Source organism: Tabrizicola aquatica (assembly GCF_002900975.1).
GTDB lineage: Bacteria > Pseudomonadota > Alphaproteobacteria > Rhodobacterales > Rhodobacteraceae > Tabrizicola > Tabrizicola aquatica.
The window spans coordinates 1,564,870-1,579,110 of the sequence record NZ_PJON01000001.1; the positions used below are offsets into that span (position 1 = coordinate 1,564,870).

Genomic DNA, 14,241 nt, shown 5'->3' on the forward strand with positions numbered 1-14,241 from the left:
CTCGTCGAGCACTGCGTGCACTCCTCGCAAGGGCGGGCCCCCGGACGAGGAGACGCAGTCGAACGAGGAGGGTCAGGCAGAGAAGGTGACGGCCGCCCCCTGCCCGTCGGCGAAAAGCGCGACGACCAGGCCTGCGCCGGGCGGCCCCCAGGGGCTGAGCGGGCGGGCGGTGGGGGGCAACCGGACGGTGGCCCGCGTGGCCGGGAGACCGGGCACGGGCTGGCCGTCGACCCAGGCCCAGAGCATCGGCGCGCTGGCGTGGAGGGTCAGCATCCTGTGCTCGCCATCCTCCTGCGAGGTGACCGTGAGCTGGGGTGGGACGGTGGCGCCAGCCGGATCGGGAAGGATCACCGGCGGGGCAGGCAGATCGGGCGTGCGCGGCGGGGGCTGGCGGTAACGGCCCGTCGCCTGAAACGCGCAGGCCAGTTGCAGAAGGGCTGTATCGTCATAGGCGCGGCCGGCGAAGGTCAGGCCCATGGGCATGCCGGTGTCCTGCATCGTTCCCATCGGGACAGTAACGGTCGGGATGCCAAGGTGGCGGATGGCAAGGTTGCCATTCGCGACCCAGGTGCCGTTGCGCCAGGCGATCTCGGCGCTGGCGGGGTTGGTGTCGGCATCCGCCGGGGCCACGTCGGCGAGGGCCGGGAACACCACGGCGTCAAGGTTCAGGGCGTCCATCCACGCCTCCAGGTCCTGCTGGCGGGTGGCTTCCAGCCCTTGCAGGCCCGCTTCCAGATGCGGGATGGCGCGGAAGTCGTCGCAGGGGTGGGCGCGGATGTGGTCGGGATAATTGGCGATGTCGTCGTCAAAGCCGGTATAGCGGTCGGGCAGCGCGCCGGGTGGGCGGGGGAAGATTGCCGCCCCGTCCACCTGCGCCAGAGTGCCGGGCGTGCCGCCGTTGGCGCGCAGGAAGTCGTCCCAGGACCAGGCGGAGAGGTCCACGATCTCGCGCTTCAGATAGTCGGGGCTGACAAGGCCGCGGGTCGCGATGGAGGGCGCGCCGGGGCGGTCGGCTTCGTAGTTGGAGACCACAGGGAAGTCGGTGGTGAGGACGGTCGCGCCTGCCGCCTCCATCGCCTGCTTCGCGACGTCCCAGAGGGCAAGGATCGCGGCGCGGGTCTGGATCGGCTGGCCGGTGGGGCCGCCGATGCCGGGGCCGCCCGCCTGCGGGTCGGCGTTGATGTACATCGCGGGAATGGCGATGCGTTTGCCGTCAAGCGTCGCCGTGGCGGCGAGTGCGGGATAGCTGGCGGGGCGATGCTGGGAGGGTTTCGGGAGCGAAACCCAGGGTTGCGCGCGCCAGAAATCACCCCGGGTTTCGGGGTCATCGGCGACGAGGGTGTCGAGCAGGATCAGCAGGTCGGCCATGCTGCGGATGTGGGGGGTGACGACGTCCATCGTCGGGACCAGGGGCCAATTGCCCCGCGTGGAGATGATGCCCCGCGAGGGGGTATAGGCGCAAAGTCCGTTCAGCGCGGCGGGGGCGCGGCCGGAGGACCAAGTCTCTTCGCCCAGGCCGAAGGCGGCGAAACTGGCGGCGGTGGCGGTGCCCGAGCCGTTGGAGGAGCCAGAGGCGAAGGCGGCGGTCAGGTAATCGGCGTTGTAGGGGCTTTCGGCGCGGCCGTAGAGGCCCCGCTGCATCCCGCCATTGGCCATGGGTGGCATGTTGGTCAGGCCGATCAGGATCGCCCCGGCCGCGCGAAGGCGGGCGATGGCGAAGGCGTCGTCCTTGGCGACAAGGTCGGCAAAGGCTGGCGAGCCGGCGGCGACGGTCAGACCCTGGGCCTTGAAGCTGTCCTTGGCGGTGTAGGGGATGCCGTCGAGCGGGCCGAGGGTTTCGCCCCTGGCGCGGCGAAGGTCAGAGGCATGCGCCTCGGCCAGGGCCTGCGGGTTCAGGACCGGGACGGCGTTCAGGCAGGGGCCGGACCGGTCATAAGCCGCGATGCGCTGGAGGCATTCGGCAACAAGGGCGACGGCGGTCGTGCGGCCCTGCGCGAGGGCGGTGGACAGGTCGGCGAGCGAGGCTTCGACAAGAGTCATGGGCAATTCTGGCGCGGCATTTCCCCAGGCGCAACGCCGATTTCCGAACGGAAATCGGGTCGGAAATCGTTCGATTTCCGCTGCGCCCCGTTCGCTGCGCCCGGTTCGCGGGGCGGGTCAGAAATCGGTGGGCGCGCCGCCTTCCTGTTTCCGTTTCGCGACGAAGCGGGTCAATTCCTCTTGCGCAGCATGGTCCATTTCGGGGGCTTCGAATTCGGCCAGGATCTGCTTGTAGATCCGGTGCGCGCGTTCGACCGTCCAGACCGAACCATCTGCCTGCCAGGCCTCATAATTGCGCCAGTCGCTGACGAAGGGCTGGTAGAAGGCCTGCTGATAGCGGTCCTGGGTATGCTGGACGCCGAAGTAATGGCCCCCTGCCCCGACTTCCTTGATTGCGTCGAAGGCGAGGTCGTCGTCAGTGGTCGCGAAGGTCGCTTCCTCGAAATAACGCTGGATCATCTGCAGCACTTCGCAGTCCATGATGAACTTCTCGGGGCTGGCGATCAGGCCGCCCTCCAGCCAGCCCGCCGCGTGATAGACCATGTTGGTGCGCGACTGGACGGCGGACCAGAGGGAGTTCGACGTCTCCCACATCGCCTGGCCGTCGGGGACGTTGGCGGCGCAGACGCCGGAGGCACGCATCGGCAGGCCGTAGAAACGCACCAGTTGCCCGGTCATCTGCGTCGCGCGCATGTATTCCGGCGTGCCGAAGGCGGGGGCGCCGGATTTCATGTCGACGTTGGAGGTGAAGGTGCCGATGGCGACCGGGCAGCCGGGGGCGATGTATTGCAAAAGGGCGATGGCGGCGAGGGCCTCGGCAATCGACAGGGCCACGGCGCCGGACATGGTGACGGGGGCCATGGCGCCCGCAAGGGTGAAGGGGGTCACGACGACGGGCTGGCCGCGCTTGGCCATCCGCATCGCGCCGTCCAGCATCGGGAAGTCGTGCTTCAGCGGCGAGACCGAGTTGATGTTGGTATACATCCGCGGCTTGGCGTCGAATTCGGAGTGCGAAAGACCGCCTGCGATGCGGACCATCTCCATCACGTCTTCCACCCGCTCGGCCCCCAGGCTGTAAGCGTGGACGACCTTGTCGGTCAGGGTCAGCTTTTCATAAAGGCAGTCCAGATGGCGGACGCTGGCGTGGATGTCGACCGGCTCGACCGGATAGCCGCCCGCGATGTGGATGCAGTTGAAATACTGCGTCAGCTTCATGAATTCGCGGAACGTCTCGAAATCGCCCGAGCGTTTGCCGCGTTCCATGTCCCAGGCGTTGGGCGGGGAGGAAACGTTCACGAACAGCATGTGCTTGCCGCCCATGATCAGCTCATGGTCCGGGTTGCGCGGGGTGATGGTGAAGGTTTCCGGCGCGCGGGCGACCATCTCCATCACGAAGTCTTCGTCAAAGCGGACATTGGTGCCGTTGACGATGCAGCCCGCCTTGCGCAGGTGTTCCACCGCGTCTGGGTTCAGGAACTCGATCCCGATATCCGACAGGATGCGCATCGCGGTCTTGTGGACGCGCTGCACCCCGTCGGCATCCAGGGGTTCGGTGGGCGCGTCGGGGTTGACCGGGATGCGCCAAGGCATCTGGTCGATGGCGGCCGAACCGGCACGGACCTTCATCCCCGCACGTCCACCGGCGCGCTTTCTACGGGTTGGCTCTTCGGTCATCGGTCCCTCCGCTGTCTTGGGGCGAAGATGACGGAAGCGCGGCCAGGATGGGAACCGCAGGAGCGACGTGAAAGCGTCGTTTTCGCGCGATCAGGCCGGAAGTTCGGCCAGCCAGCCGGGGATTGCACCGATGTCGGGCAGGACCACATCGGCATGCGGGGCCAGGACCGAGGCGCTGGCCATGCCGGTCAGCACCCCGATGGTGCGCATGCCCGCGGCGCGTCCCGCGTGCAGGTCATGCAGGCTGTCGCCGACCATGGCGACCCGAGACGGGTCAAGGCCAAGCTGGCGGGCGAAGGCCAGGCACATGCCGGGACCGGGCTTGGCACCATGGCCGGAATCGTAGCCGGCGATGAAGTCGAACAGCGCGGTCAGCCCGTGGGCGGCAAGGTGCTGGCGTGCCGGAGCCTCGGAATCATTGGTGGCCACGCCCAGCCGCAAGCCCCGGTCGCGCAAGGTGGACAGAAGCGGGCGCAGCGGCACGGCCTCGGCCATCGGGGCGTTGCCGGCGGTGGCGTTGATCCGGTCGGTCAGCGTGTCAAGGTCGGTCCCCGGCAGTTCCGGCAGAAGGGCGGTCGCGATTTCGGCGGCGGTGCCGGCGATCACAGGGCTGTCGGGCGCAAAGCTGCGCGCGGCCGCGTCAAAGCCGATGGCCCGGCCCAGCCGTCGCGCGTGGCCGGCGTCCTGCGCAATGGCGGTCAGGAAGCCCGCCGCCCAGCCGCCCCAGCTTTGCCGGAAGTCAAAAAGCGTGCCGTCCTTGTCGAAAAGCAATCCGTCGATCATCCCTGCCAATCCTCGGTTCCGCCCAGCGCCATGCGGGCCTGCATCGGCGCGGTATAGGGAAGGGTCTGCGCGTCGCAAAAGGCAACCACCCAGTCATCGTTCATCAGCAGGAAATCGAGAATCGCCAGATGGAAGTCCGCATCCAGTGCGCGAGCGCGCAGGTCCGCGGGACCTGCCCCGGTTGCGTTAAGAAAGAGGCCGGTCAGCTCTTCGTCGGCCAGAAGCCAGGCAAGTGCCCGCAAGGCGAGCGTTTGCGCGGATTCCCGCTGATTATGGAGGGTTTTCATCGTGATTTCTTCCTGCTCGGGTCGGGAAATAAGGCCTTCGCCGCAATTCGGAAAGGATTTCTTAACTCTCTCGGTAACACACTCTTCACTAACCTTGGAACGTAGGCACGGCTTCGGAAGATGAGCGGACGCATCCTGATTGTCGACGACATGGCGACAAATCGCATCGTCTACCGGGCGCGACTGGCGGCTGCCTATTACGAGCCGATTCTGGCCGTGGATGGGGAAAGCTGCCTGACGCTGGCGGTCGAGCTGCGGCCAGACCTGATTCTGCTGGACCTGAGCCTGCCCGACATTTCGGGGCATGAGGTGCTGCGGCGGCTGCGGGGCGATCTGCGGACGCGCGACATTCCGGTGATCGTGCTGACCGCCGCGCGCGACAGCGAGACGCGGCTGGCGGCGTTTTCCGCCGGGGCGGATGATGTGATCGTGAAGCCGGCCAGCGACCAGGTGCTTTTGGCGCGGGTGCGCAACCTTTTGCGCGCGCGGGCCGAGATCGCCTATTCCGAGGGCGGAGAGTTGCAGCCCGCCGGGATGGCCGAGGCGGCGCTGGCCTATGAGCCTTGCGCGACAGTGGCGGTGGTGACCGGCCAGGCCGAGGCGGCGCGGCGGTTGCAGCGTGACCTGTCGGGGCAGTTGCGCGACCGGCTGGTGATCCTGTCGCGCGCGCAGGCGCTGGCCGAAGCCTCGACCGCAGGGCGGGGCGAGGGCGTGCCGGATGTGTTCATCATCCATGACGAGGACGCGGATGCTGCCGCCTCGCTGCGGCTGGTGTCCGAGTTGAAAAGCCACCAGGCGACGCGGCATTCGGCAGTCTGCGTGGTGGGTCGCGCGGCCGAGGGCGAGGAGGCCGCGATTGCCTTCGACCTGGGGGCCGACGATGTGGTGGCACCGCATGTGACGGCGACGGAACTGGCCTTGCGGACGCGCAGCCTGTTGCGGCGCAAGCGGCAGGGCGACCGGCGGCGGGCGCGGATCGAGGACAACCTGCGGCTGGCGCTGGTGGACCCGCTGACCGGGCTCTACAACCGCCGTCACGCCGCGCAGCAACTGCCGCTGATCGCCGCCCGCGCGCTGGAAGAGGGCCGGGATTTTGCGGTGATGGTGGTGGACCTGGACCGGTTCAAGACGGTGAACGACCAGCACGGCCATGCCGCCGGCGATGCCGTGCTGGTTGAGGTCGCGCGCCGTCTGCGGGCCAACCTGCGCGAGGGTGACCTGCTGGCGCGGATCGGCGGCGAGGAGTTTCTGGCGGTGTTGCCCCACAGTTCCACCCCCGAGGCGCGGCTGGTGGCCGAACGGCTGTGCGAGGCGATCGACGAGCGCGCGATCCGGCTGGCCACGGGGCAAAGCCTGAAGGTCACGGTCTCGATCGGGGTGGCGGTCTCGGCGCTGGAGGGGGGGGCGGGCGTCTCGGTCGACCGGCTGGTCGAGCAGGCGGACCTGGCGCTGCTGGAATCCAAGGGCGCGGGGCGGAACCAGGTGACCTACCGGCTGAGCGCGGCCTAGGGGCGGCGGCGGGTCAGCACCTGTTCCAGCCGGTCGGCAAAGGCCAGGCGGGCGCTTTCGTCCATCGTGGCAAGCCGCGCCTCGATCAACTCACGCCCCAGTTCCAGCCGCGAGGCGTTGCGCGTCTCGATCGCGGCAAGGGCCGTGGACAGCGCGGCCGGGTCGAAGGGATCGGCGCGCAGCGCGGTCAGAAGGGCCTGGAACTCCTTCCGGGCTTCTTGCCGGGCGGCGCGGAATTCGGGGGCGCGCGACAGGAACTCACGCCGGAGCGCGCGGCGGTCCTGGTCGCTTAGCGCCTCGGAGAAGGGGCCGAAGGACACATCCCTCGGCATCTCGGAGCGGGGTCCGTGGCCCGAGGCCCAGGCCCCCACCACCATGCCCGCCACGCCAAGGTTCAGCGCCAGCGACAGGGCCAGCGCGATCTTCAGGCCGCGGCCAGAGGACGAGGGCGGAACAGTGGGTTCGGTCATGGCATCAGCCTTCGGAGGACAGGAAGTCGGTGGTCGGGAACAGGTCTACCGCCTCGGCGCCGGTCAGCCCGCCGGTGAGGTAGTCGTAGGTCATGGGATCAAGGTAGCCAAGCACAAGGCCCGCCACAGCGGCGCTGAACACGCCGGCCAGCGCGGGGCCGCCGCCGAAAGCCTGGGACAGCCGGGCGAAGAGGCTGGGGCGCGGCGCGGGCGCGCGCGGCGGCGCAAGGGGCTCTGGCCGGGGTTGCAGGGCCAGCGCATCGTCCAGGACCCGCTGCATCAGCGCGTCCGAGGGCTGCGGCCGGTCGGCCCGCGCGGCGGCGAAGAGGTCGTCAAGATCATCGGTCGGCATCGGGGTCGTCCTTGTATCCAAGTTCGTCGCGCCGGCCCGCAAGGATCGCCGACAAGGCGCGTTTGCCACGGGCGGTCAGGCTTTCCACCGCCTCGACGCCGATCTCCATCACGGCGGCGATCTCGGGGTTCGTCAGCCCTTCGATATGGCGCAGCACCACGGCCTGACGCTGGCGGTCCGGCAACTCGCCCAGCGCCGATTGCAGCGCGGCCATGCGGTCGGCCTGCACCAGCCGGCCCTCGGCGCTGGGGTCGGCCGAGGCCAGGTCCGGCGCGTCGTCCAGCGCGGTCTGCGCCTTCCTGCGCCGGGCGCGGTGCCGGTCGAGGCACAGGTTGGTGGCGACCCGGTAGGCCCAGGTCGTCACCTTGGTCTCGCCCTGCCGCCAGTCGGGCGCGATGCGCCAGAGCCGCAGCATGGTTTCCTGGGCCACATCCTCGGCCTCGGCCCGGTCGCCGCCCAGCATTCGGGTGGCATAGGCCAGGACCCGGGGCGTGATGCGACGGGATAGCGTCAGGGCGGCGTCGCGGTCTCCATTTGCATAGAGCACCATCAGCGCCTCGTCCGAGCCGGTATCCGCGTCGAAGGCCATCATCATCCCCGGAAGCCTTGCCCGAACCGGGCGCGGCCGCAAGCGTCAGTTGTTGCCCATCATCCCCTTGCGGTGCTTGCGATGCTCGCCCATCCGCTCCATCGCGGCCTGCGCTTCCTCTTTCGAGATCGCGCCATCGCCATCGGCATCTAGCCGGGCCAGCCGTTCGGCCGAGGGGCCATCGGGCATTTCGTCGGCCGACAAGGCGCCGTCGCCGTTCGCGTCCAGCCACTGCATCATGCGCCCGGTGCGGGTCGCCATGCGTTCGGCCATCTGGGCGGTGTGGAAGGCGGTCAGTTCGTCGGCGTCCAGCTTGCCATCGGCGTTGGCGTCGGCGGCGGTGAAGCGGGCCTGGCGGTGGGCGGCAAGCTCGGCCGGGGTGATCTTGCCGTCCTTGTCGGCGTCGATCGCGTCGAACTGGTCCATCAGCATCTGGCCGCCGCGCATGCCGTCGCCCATGCCTTCACCCATGCCGCCGCCCATGCCTTGGCCCATGCCTTCGCCGGGTCCCATCTGCGCCAGGGTCGCGGTGGCAAAAAGGGCGCCGGCAACCGAGAGGATCACAAGGGCGGTCTTGGTGGATTTCTGCATCTTCGTCTCCATCATCAGTCCCGGTCTTCGGGACCCATGCCAGTCACACGCCGGGGGCTGGAATTTCCGTCGCGGCGATTTGCGACAGGACGACACAGGCGCGCCCCCTGTGCAGCGGCAGGTTTTGCGCCTATGTGTGAAGCTTGCCTTTTCGATGAGTCTGCCATGACCCTTGCCACCTCTGTCGACCTGCCTGACGACGACCGCCCGGTGAAGCCCGCCCTGTTGCGCGGCTGGCGGCGGCGCTGCCCGAACTGCGGCGCGGGTCCGATGATGCGCGGCTATCTGCAGGTGCGCGACGCCTGCCCGGTCTGCGGCGAGGCGTTGCACCATCACCGGGCCGACGATGGGCCGGCCTATCTGACGATCCTGATCGTCGGCCACCTGCTGGCCCCGGTGCTGATGTTCGTCTACTCGACCTGGCGGCCCGAGCCGCTGGGGCTGGCGGTGGGCCTGACGCTGGGCACGGTGGCGCTGTCGCTGTATCTTCTGCCACGGCTGAAGGGCGCGCTGGTGGCGCTGCAATGGGCCAAGCGGATGCATGGCTTCGGGTCCGCCCCGGATGTCTGAGCCGATCCGGCCGGCCGCCACGGTGATCCTGTGGCGCGACACGCCCCAGGGCGCACAGGTGCTGATGGGGCAGCGCGGGGCCGGGGCGGTGTTCATGCCGTCGAAGTTCGTCTTTCCCGGCGGCGCGGTCGACCCCGAGGACATGACCGCCCACACCGCGCTGCGACATGAGCCCCTGCCCCTTTCGGACCTGTGCCGCGCGCGGCTGGACCGTGACGCGCCGGTTCCCGCCGCCGCGCTTGTCGCCGCCGCCCTGCGCGAGTTGACCGAGGAGACCGGGCTTTCCATGCGCCGCGACACCCCACCGCTGCGGCTGGTGTTCCGCGCGATCACCCCGCCCGGGCGGCCACGGCGGTTCGACGCCTTTTTCTTTCTGGCTGATGCCGCCGGCCTTGCGGGCGACGCCGATGATCTTTCCGCCGCCTCGGGCGAGTTGGCCTATCTGCGTTGGCTGCCCCTGCCCGAGGCCCGCGCCTTGGACCTGCCCTTCATCACCGAGGTCGTGCTGGCCGAGGTCACGGCGCTAGTGGCGGGCGGCGATCAGCCCGGCGTGCCGTTCTTCGACAATTCCGGCCCCACCCCGCAGTTCCGCCGGCTGGTCTAGCGCCCCGCCCTTTTCCACCGGAAAGATCGGGTGCGGCACCGGGTCCTTGGCGCGGAACAGGAACTGGCGGAAGATCGGGACATAGCTTGCGTAGCGGTAGCTGTCGTTCCGCCGCAGGTAATGCTCGCGGTTGCCGAAATAAAGCGCCGGCAGTTGGTACCACGGCACATTCGGGTGCATGTGGTGGACGACGTGGAAGTTGTTGTTCAGGAACAGCAGGCTAAGCGGCCCCCGGCTTTCGATGATGACGGTGCGGGCCCGGGCCGCCTGGTGCGCGCGGTGTTCCAGGTAGGTGCGGATCTTCAGCAGGCTCCACCCCAGGTAGGCGGCCAGCAGATAGGCCCAGGCCGGCATCGCGGCCCAGGAAAGCCAGGCGACGACGAGTGCGACCCCGGGCAGGTGCAGTCCCCAGGCCAGCCAGACGCGACGGTCGCCCCGGCCCATGGCCGCAAGGTCGCCCTTGACCAGTGCCCAGGTCGAAATCGCCGGGCCGACCAGCATCCGGCCGAACAGCGTGTTGTTGAAGCGCAAGAGCGCCTTGAGCGGCCCCGGCAGTCGCGCCCAGACGGCGGGGTCGAGGTAGTTCGACTCGGGGTCGTCATAGGGGTCGGTCAGCGCCGGGTCGAAATGGTGCTGCAGGTGCAGGTCCTTGAAGCGCAGGTAGGGGACAAAGATCGTCAGACCGGGAAAGACCAGCGCCTCGGACAGGGTCTGGTTGCGGAACGGGTGGCCATGCAGAACCTCATGCGTCAGCGAGGAGAACTGCCCGATGGCCAAGGCGGCAACAACGATGGCAAGGGGCGGAGAAAGGGTCCAGAGGGCTGTGGTGGCACCGGCCCAGAGGGCGTAGGTGGCGACGAAAAGGGCAAGCGTGGGCCATTCGATGGCGCGGGACTGGGTCTGCAAGATGGGGCCTGGGAACTGAACTGCTGGCTCAAGCGTATCAAGATCGACGGGGGGCGGGTATTCGGGATATTGTAAACTTAAGACCACATAAGTTTCGAAAAGTGGACAGGTGATGGAAAAGATCGACAAGCGTGACCGCGCCCCGGTGTTCCGCGCCCGCCTGGCCGAGGCGATGGCCAGCCGCAAGATGAACCAGGCGGAACTGGCGCGGCGGACGGGGGTGGACCGCTCGACCATCTCGGCACTGTTGCAGGCGGGAACGCGGCTGCCGAATGCGCAGCTGGCGGCCGATTGCGCCGGGGCGCTGGGGATCAGCGCGGACTGGCTGCTGGGCCTGTCCGGCCGGCCCGAGCCGATTGCTGACCTGCTGGCCGCCTCGCTATCCCTGACGGAAGCGCCGCGCGCGTTGATCGACGAACGGATCTTCGGCTGGCACCAGGAGGCGGCGGGCTACAAGATCCGCCATGTGCCGGCGACGCTGCCCGACATGCTGAAAACGCGGGCGGTGGTCGAATGGGAGTACGAGCCGCAGCTGGGACGGACGGCCGAGCAGGCGATCGGGGCGTTCGAGGACCGGCTGAAATGGATGCGCGGCGCGGGGTCGGATTACGAGATCGCGCTGCCGATGCATGAGCTGACCGCCTTTGCCACCGGCACGGGCTATTACGAGGGATTGGCCCCAGCGGTGCGGCGGGCGCAGTTGGAGCATCTGATGCGGCTGTGCGAGCAGCTTTACCCCTCGCTTCGGTTGTGCCTGTTCGATGCGCGCAAGCTGTTTTCGGCCCCGGTGACGGTGTTCGGCCCGCTGCTGGCGGTGATCTATCTGGGCCGGCATTACCTGGCCTTCCGCGACACGGCGCGGGTCGAGACGATCACCCAGCATTTCGACCTTCTGGTGCGCGAGGCCGAAGTGGGCGCCCGCGACATGGTCGGCCATCTGGCCGGGCTGCTGGAGCGGGTGCGCTAAAGGGGGCGGAAGGCGGCGGGGATATAGCCGTTGAAGTCGAAAAGCTCACGCGCGGCGGCCAGCCGGTCGGGCGCGGGGGCACCCCGGTCAAGGACAAAGCCGAAGCGTCCAGACGGCGTGCCGATGGCCAGCGTGCGGTAGCCGGAATCGACCCAGAGGATCCACCAGTCCTCCATCCCTTCGACCGCAAGGCGGCCGGGGCCAATGGGTCGGGCGGTGGTGGCGATCCGTTGCGTCTGGCCGTTGAGGCAAAGCGTGCCGTCCAGCCGCAGCCCGGCGCCTGTGGGCGTGATCGTCAGCCCGCCCGCCGCGCAGCCGTCGGGCCTTGCGGCATGGGCGGCGACCTGGCGCCAGTCGCCGACGATCTGGCCGGGCGCGAAGGCGGCGGCCGACCAGATCGGCGTTTCCGTCTTGCGGAAGCCTGCGACCTTCTGGCTGGCGGGGGCGCAGGCGGCAAGGACCAGCGTCATGGCCAGCAAAGGGGCAAGGATCACTCGATGCACAGGGTCACCCGCGCGCCATTGTCCTGCAGGATCTCGTGGCAGCCCAGCAGGGGCCGGACCGGCGAACAGGTGCCCGAGCGGGCCAGGCAGACGCCTTCGCACTGGCTTTCGCGGGTGCATTGCTTGCCCGCGTCACGGGTGTTGAAAACGCAGACCCGCAGGCTGCCCTTGCCCGTCGGGGACCAGCGGCCCTTTTTCCGTTCGCAGGCCAGTTGCTGTTCCGATTTCGGCGGCTCTGGCACCTGGACCGCTAGGTCAGGTTGCGGAGCGGGGTCGGTCGCCTGGGGCGCTGGGTTGGCGGGCGCTGGGTCGGCGGGGGCTGGGGTCGGGGCGGTCTGGGCCTGCGCGGCCTCGGTCCCGGCAGCCTCGGCCCCGGCCGGCGGCGCGGCGGCGGGGGGTGGGCTGTCCAGCGCCGTCACTTCGATCGCGTCACCGGTGACGGCGTTCGGGGTCACGTCGTCCGGTCCCGCTGCCGTGCCGCCGGACAGTTGGCAGGCAGAAACCAGGACCGAAAGGCCAAGGACCACAAGCAGACGGGGCAAGAGCAGGGCAATTTTCGACATCGCGCCAGAAGTGCCCTGATCCATCCCGCACCGCAAGACCCGTCAGTAGGGCGCGGGGAAGGCCCGGTGGGTTTCCGCTATCTCGGCCAGAACCTCGGGCGTCAGGGTGACCTGGGCGGCAAGGATGTTGGTGCGCAATTGCTCCACCGACGAGGCGCCGATGATCGGGATGGTGCGGAACGGGCGCGAGAGGCAGAAGGCGATGGCCATCTGGCAGGGGTCCAGCCCGTGGCGCGCGGCCACCCCCAGATAGGCCGCGACCGCCGGAAAGACCTGCGGCGTCACCCGCCCGCCAAGATCGGGCGTGAAGCTGCGGCGCGAGCCTTCGGGGGTCACCCCGCCGGCATATTTGCCCGACAGGAGACCGGCCGCGAGGGGCGAGAAGGCCAGAAGCGGCATATCCTCGATCAGGGAAAACTCGGCCCAGTCGGTGTCGAACTGGCGGCAGAGGAGGCTGTATTCGTTCTGCACGCTTGCCATGCGCGGCAGGCCCAGGCTGTCGGCCAGATGCAACCAGCGCGCGGCGCCCCAGACGCTTTCGTTCGACAGGCCGATGGCGCGGATCTTGCCTTCGGTGACAAGCGCCTGCGCGGTGGTCAGCACGTCGGTCATATGCGCCGTCTCGGCCGCCTTGTCGGTGCCGGTGGGGGCATAGCGCCAGGCCTGGCGGAAGTGATAGCTGCCCCGGTTCGGCCAGTGCAGCTGGTAAAGGTCGATGTAGTCGGTCCCCATCCGCTGCAGCGAGCCTTCGACGGCCGCCCGCATCGTGGCCCCGGTGATCGGCTGGCCAGGGCGGACGATCTGGCCCTTGCCGGTGATCTTGGTGGCGATCTGGACCCGGTCCCGCCCGCCCCGCGCGGCAAGCCAGGTGCCGATGATCTCTTCGGTGCGTCCCACGGTTTCGGCGCGGACGGGGTTGGTCGGATACATCTCGGCCGTGTCCCAGAAGGTCACGTCGTGGTCCATGGCAAGGTCGGCCTGGGCGTGCCCCTCGGCTTCGGTGTTCTGGCTGCCCCAGGTCATGGTGCCGAGGCAAAGCTGCGAGACGGTCAGGCCGGTCTTGCCAAGGGTCAGGGTCTGCATGGGGGCCTCCGGGTGGTTCGGGCGCAAGCTAGGGCGGAACGGCGGCGCGGCAAAGGGTCTGGCTTGAGAACATTTGGCGAACGTCGTAGAATTGCCGCCATGAGTCTGCCGATCCACACCCAGGCCGCCCCCCGGCCGCAGGACCTGCAACCGATGGTGGGGGAGCTGACCCTGCGCCGGGGCCGGGTGCATGAGGTCTGCGGGCCGTCGCGCCTGCGGCTGGCGGCGCTGGTGATGGGCAAATGCGAGGGGCCGGTGGTCTGGGTCCGGCCGGGCTGGGGTTCGGACAAGCTGAACGCCTCGGGGCTGGAGGCGCTGGCGAACCCCGCGCGGCTGATCTTTGCCGAAGCCGGGCGGGATGAGGGGTTGCTGTGGGCGATGGAAGAGGCGCTGCGCTCGGGCGCGGTGCCGCTGGTGGTGGGCGAACTGCTGGCCCCGCCGGGGCTGACGCCGATCCGCCGGCTGCATCTGGCCGCCGAAGCCGGGGCCGAGGCGGCGCGGCGCGACGGGGCGATGGCGCCGGTGGGGCTGGTCCTGCTGCCGGGCCAGGGCGGCGCGCCGGGGGTGGAAAGCCGCTGGCACATCGCGCCTTTGCCCAGCGCGCGGCTTTTGTGGGCCGAGGGGGAAAGCTGGCGGCTGACCCGGCTGCGGGCGCGGCTGGCGCCCCCGGCCGCGTGGCGGCTGCAACGGGACGAGGGGGGCGAGCGGCTGGAACCGCTGGCGCTGGACCTTTAGCCCCGGCGATTTGCG

The 14,241-nt window shown here is 69.2% G+C and carries 17 protein-coding genes; 5 read left to right on the plus strand and 12 right to left on the minus strand.

The annotated features are described in order from the left end of the window. Positions 1-72: 72 nt before the first annotated feature. The 4 genes from CXR42_RS07720 to CXR42_RS07735 all read right to left on the minus strand — a co-directional run bounded on the left by CXR42_RS07720 (position 73) and on the right by CXR42_RS07735 (position 4,784). Positions 73-2,040, minus strand: a complete 1,968-nt coding sequence (locus CXR42_RS07720) for an amidase (protein ID WP_103256833.1) — start codon at positions 2,038-2,040, stop codon at positions 73-75. A gap of 117 nt (positions 2,041-2,157) precedes the next feature. After that, positions 2,158-3,714: a trimethylamine methyltransferase family protein gene (locus CXR42_RS07725; protein ID WP_103256834.1), complete on the minus strand. Its 1,557-nt coding sequence runs from the start codon at positions 3,712-3,714 to the stop codon at positions 2,158-2,160. 90 nt (positions 3,715-3,804) lie between these two features. Beyond that, positions 3,805-4,497 (minus strand): HAD family hydrolase, encoded by a 693-nt coding sequence (locus CXR42_RS07730; protein WP_103256835.1) that lies wholly within the window; start codon positions 4,495-4,497, stop codon positions 3,805-3,807. Further along, positions 4,494-4,784 carry a DUF3572 domain-containing protein gene (locus CXR42_RS07735; protein ID WP_103256836.1) on the minus strand — a complete coding sequence of 97 codons (291 nt, stop codon included), beginning with the start codon at positions 4,782-4,784 and terminating at the stop codon, positions 4,494-4,496. Before CXR42_RS07735 ends, CXR42_RS07730 begins: the two co-directional genes overlap by 4 nt. A gap of 120 nt (positions 4,785-4,904) precedes the next feature. Here CXR42_RS07735 and CXR42_RS07740 point away from each other — a divergent pair, with 120 nt between their 5' ends. After that, positions 4,905-6,293, plus strand: a complete 1,389-nt coding sequence (locus CXR42_RS07740) for a diguanylate cyclase (RefSeq protein ID WP_103256837.1) — start codon at positions 4,905-4,907, stop codon at positions 6,291-6,293. Here CXR42_RS07740 and CXR42_RS07745 read toward each other — a convergent pair. From CXR42_RS07745 to CXR42_RS07760, 4 genes are read right to left on the minus strand one after another with little or no spacing between them, the layout of a single operon-like run. After that, positions 6,290-6,763 (minus strand): periplasmic heavy metal sensor, encoded by a 474-nt coding sequence (locus CXR42_RS07745; protein WP_103256838.1) that lies wholly within the window; start codon positions 6,761-6,763, stop codon positions 6,290-6,292. The genes CXR42_RS07740 and CXR42_RS07745 overlap by 4 nt on opposite strands. A gap of 4 nt (positions 6,764-6,767) precedes the next feature. Further along, positions 6,768-7,115 (minus strand): dihydroorotate dehydrogenase, encoded by a 348-nt coding sequence (locus CXR42_RS07750; RefSeq protein ID WP_103256839.1) that lies wholly within the window; start codon positions 7,113-7,115, stop codon positions 6,768-6,770. Then, entirely contained in the window at positions 7,102-7,710 is a 609-nt protein-coding gene (locus CXR42_RS07755; protein WP_103256840.1) for an RNA polymerase sigma factor, read from the minus strand. The genes CXR42_RS07750 and CXR42_RS07755 overlap by 14 nt, the downstream gene beginning before the upstream one ends. A 39-nt stretch (positions 7,711-7,749) precedes the next feature. Beyond that, the gene (locus tag CXR42_RS07760) at positions 7,750-8,295 is read right to left on the minus strand and encodes an EF-hand domain-containing protein (protein WP_245875362.1); all 546 of its coding nucleotides are present in this window, start codon (positions 8,293-8,295) and stop codon (positions 7,750-7,752) included. Positions 8,296-8,460: 165 nt separating this feature from the next. On the opposite strand from CXR42_RS07760, the gene CXR42_RS07765 reads away from it, so the two are divergent. Next, positions 8,461-8,865, plus strand: a complete 405-nt coding sequence (locus tag CXR42_RS07765) for a DUF983 domain-containing protein (protein WP_103256841.1) — start codon at positions 8,461-8,463, stop codon at positions 8,863-8,865. Next, the gene (locus tag CXR42_RS07770) at positions 8,858-9,469 is read left to right on the plus strand and encodes an NUDIX domain-containing protein (protein WP_245875363.1); all 612 of its coding nucleotides are present in this window, start codon (positions 8,858-8,860) and stop codon (positions 9,467-9,469) included. Before CXR42_RS07765 ends, CXR42_RS07770 begins: the two co-directional genes overlap by 8 nt. On the opposite strand, the gene CXR42_RS07775 is transcribed toward CXR42_RS07770, so the two are convergent. Further along, a complete protein-coding gene (locus CXR42_RS07775) occupies positions 9,389-10,375 on the minus strand; it encodes a fatty acid desaturase (RefSeq protein ID WP_103256843.1) in 987 nt (328 codons plus the stop codon). The two genes, CXR42_RS07770 and CXR42_RS07775, sit on opposite strands and share 81 nt — an antisense overlap. A 109-nt stretch (positions 10,376-10,484) precedes the next feature. Between CXR42_RS07775 and CXR42_RS07780 the strand changes: the two genes are divergently transcribed. Continuing rightward, entirely contained in the window at positions 10,485-11,342 is an 858-nt protein-coding gene (locus CXR42_RS07780; protein WP_103256844.1) for a helix-turn-helix domain-containing protein, read from the plus strand. Here the strand turns inward: CXR42_RS07780 and CXR42_RS07785 are convergent. The 3 genes from CXR42_RS07785 to CXR42_RS07795 are packed head-to-tail and all read right to left on the minus strand — an operon-like array spanning position 11,339 to position 13,491. Then, the gene (locus CXR42_RS07785; protein WP_245875364.1) at positions 11,339-11,836 is read right to left on the minus strand and encodes a lipocalin/fatty acid-binding family protein; all 498 of its coding nucleotides are present in this window, start codon (positions 11,834-11,836) and stop codon (positions 11,339-11,341) included. The two genes, CXR42_RS07780 and CXR42_RS07785, sit on opposite strands and share 4 nt — an antisense overlap. After that, positions 11,833-12,408, minus strand: a complete 576-nt coding sequence (locus tag CXR42_RS07790; RefSeq protein ID WP_146038013.1) for a hypothetical protein — start codon at positions 12,406-12,408, stop codon at positions 11,833-11,835. Before CXR42_RS07790 ends, CXR42_RS07785 begins: the two co-directional genes overlap by 4 nt. A gap of 42 nt (positions 12,409-12,450) precedes the next feature. Next, a complete protein-coding gene (locus CXR42_RS07795) occupies positions 12,451-13,491 on the minus strand; it encodes an aldo/keto reductase (protein ID WP_103256847.1) in 1,041 nt (346 codons plus the stop codon). Between the two features lie 99 nt (positions 13,492-13,590). Between CXR42_RS07795 and CXR42_RS07800 the strand changes: the two genes are divergently transcribed. After that, entirely contained in the window at positions 13,591-14,226 is a 636-nt protein-coding gene (locus tag CXR42_RS07800; RefSeq protein ID WP_103256848.1) for an ImuA family protein, read from the plus strand. Positions 14,227-14,241 lie beyond the last annotated feature (15 nt).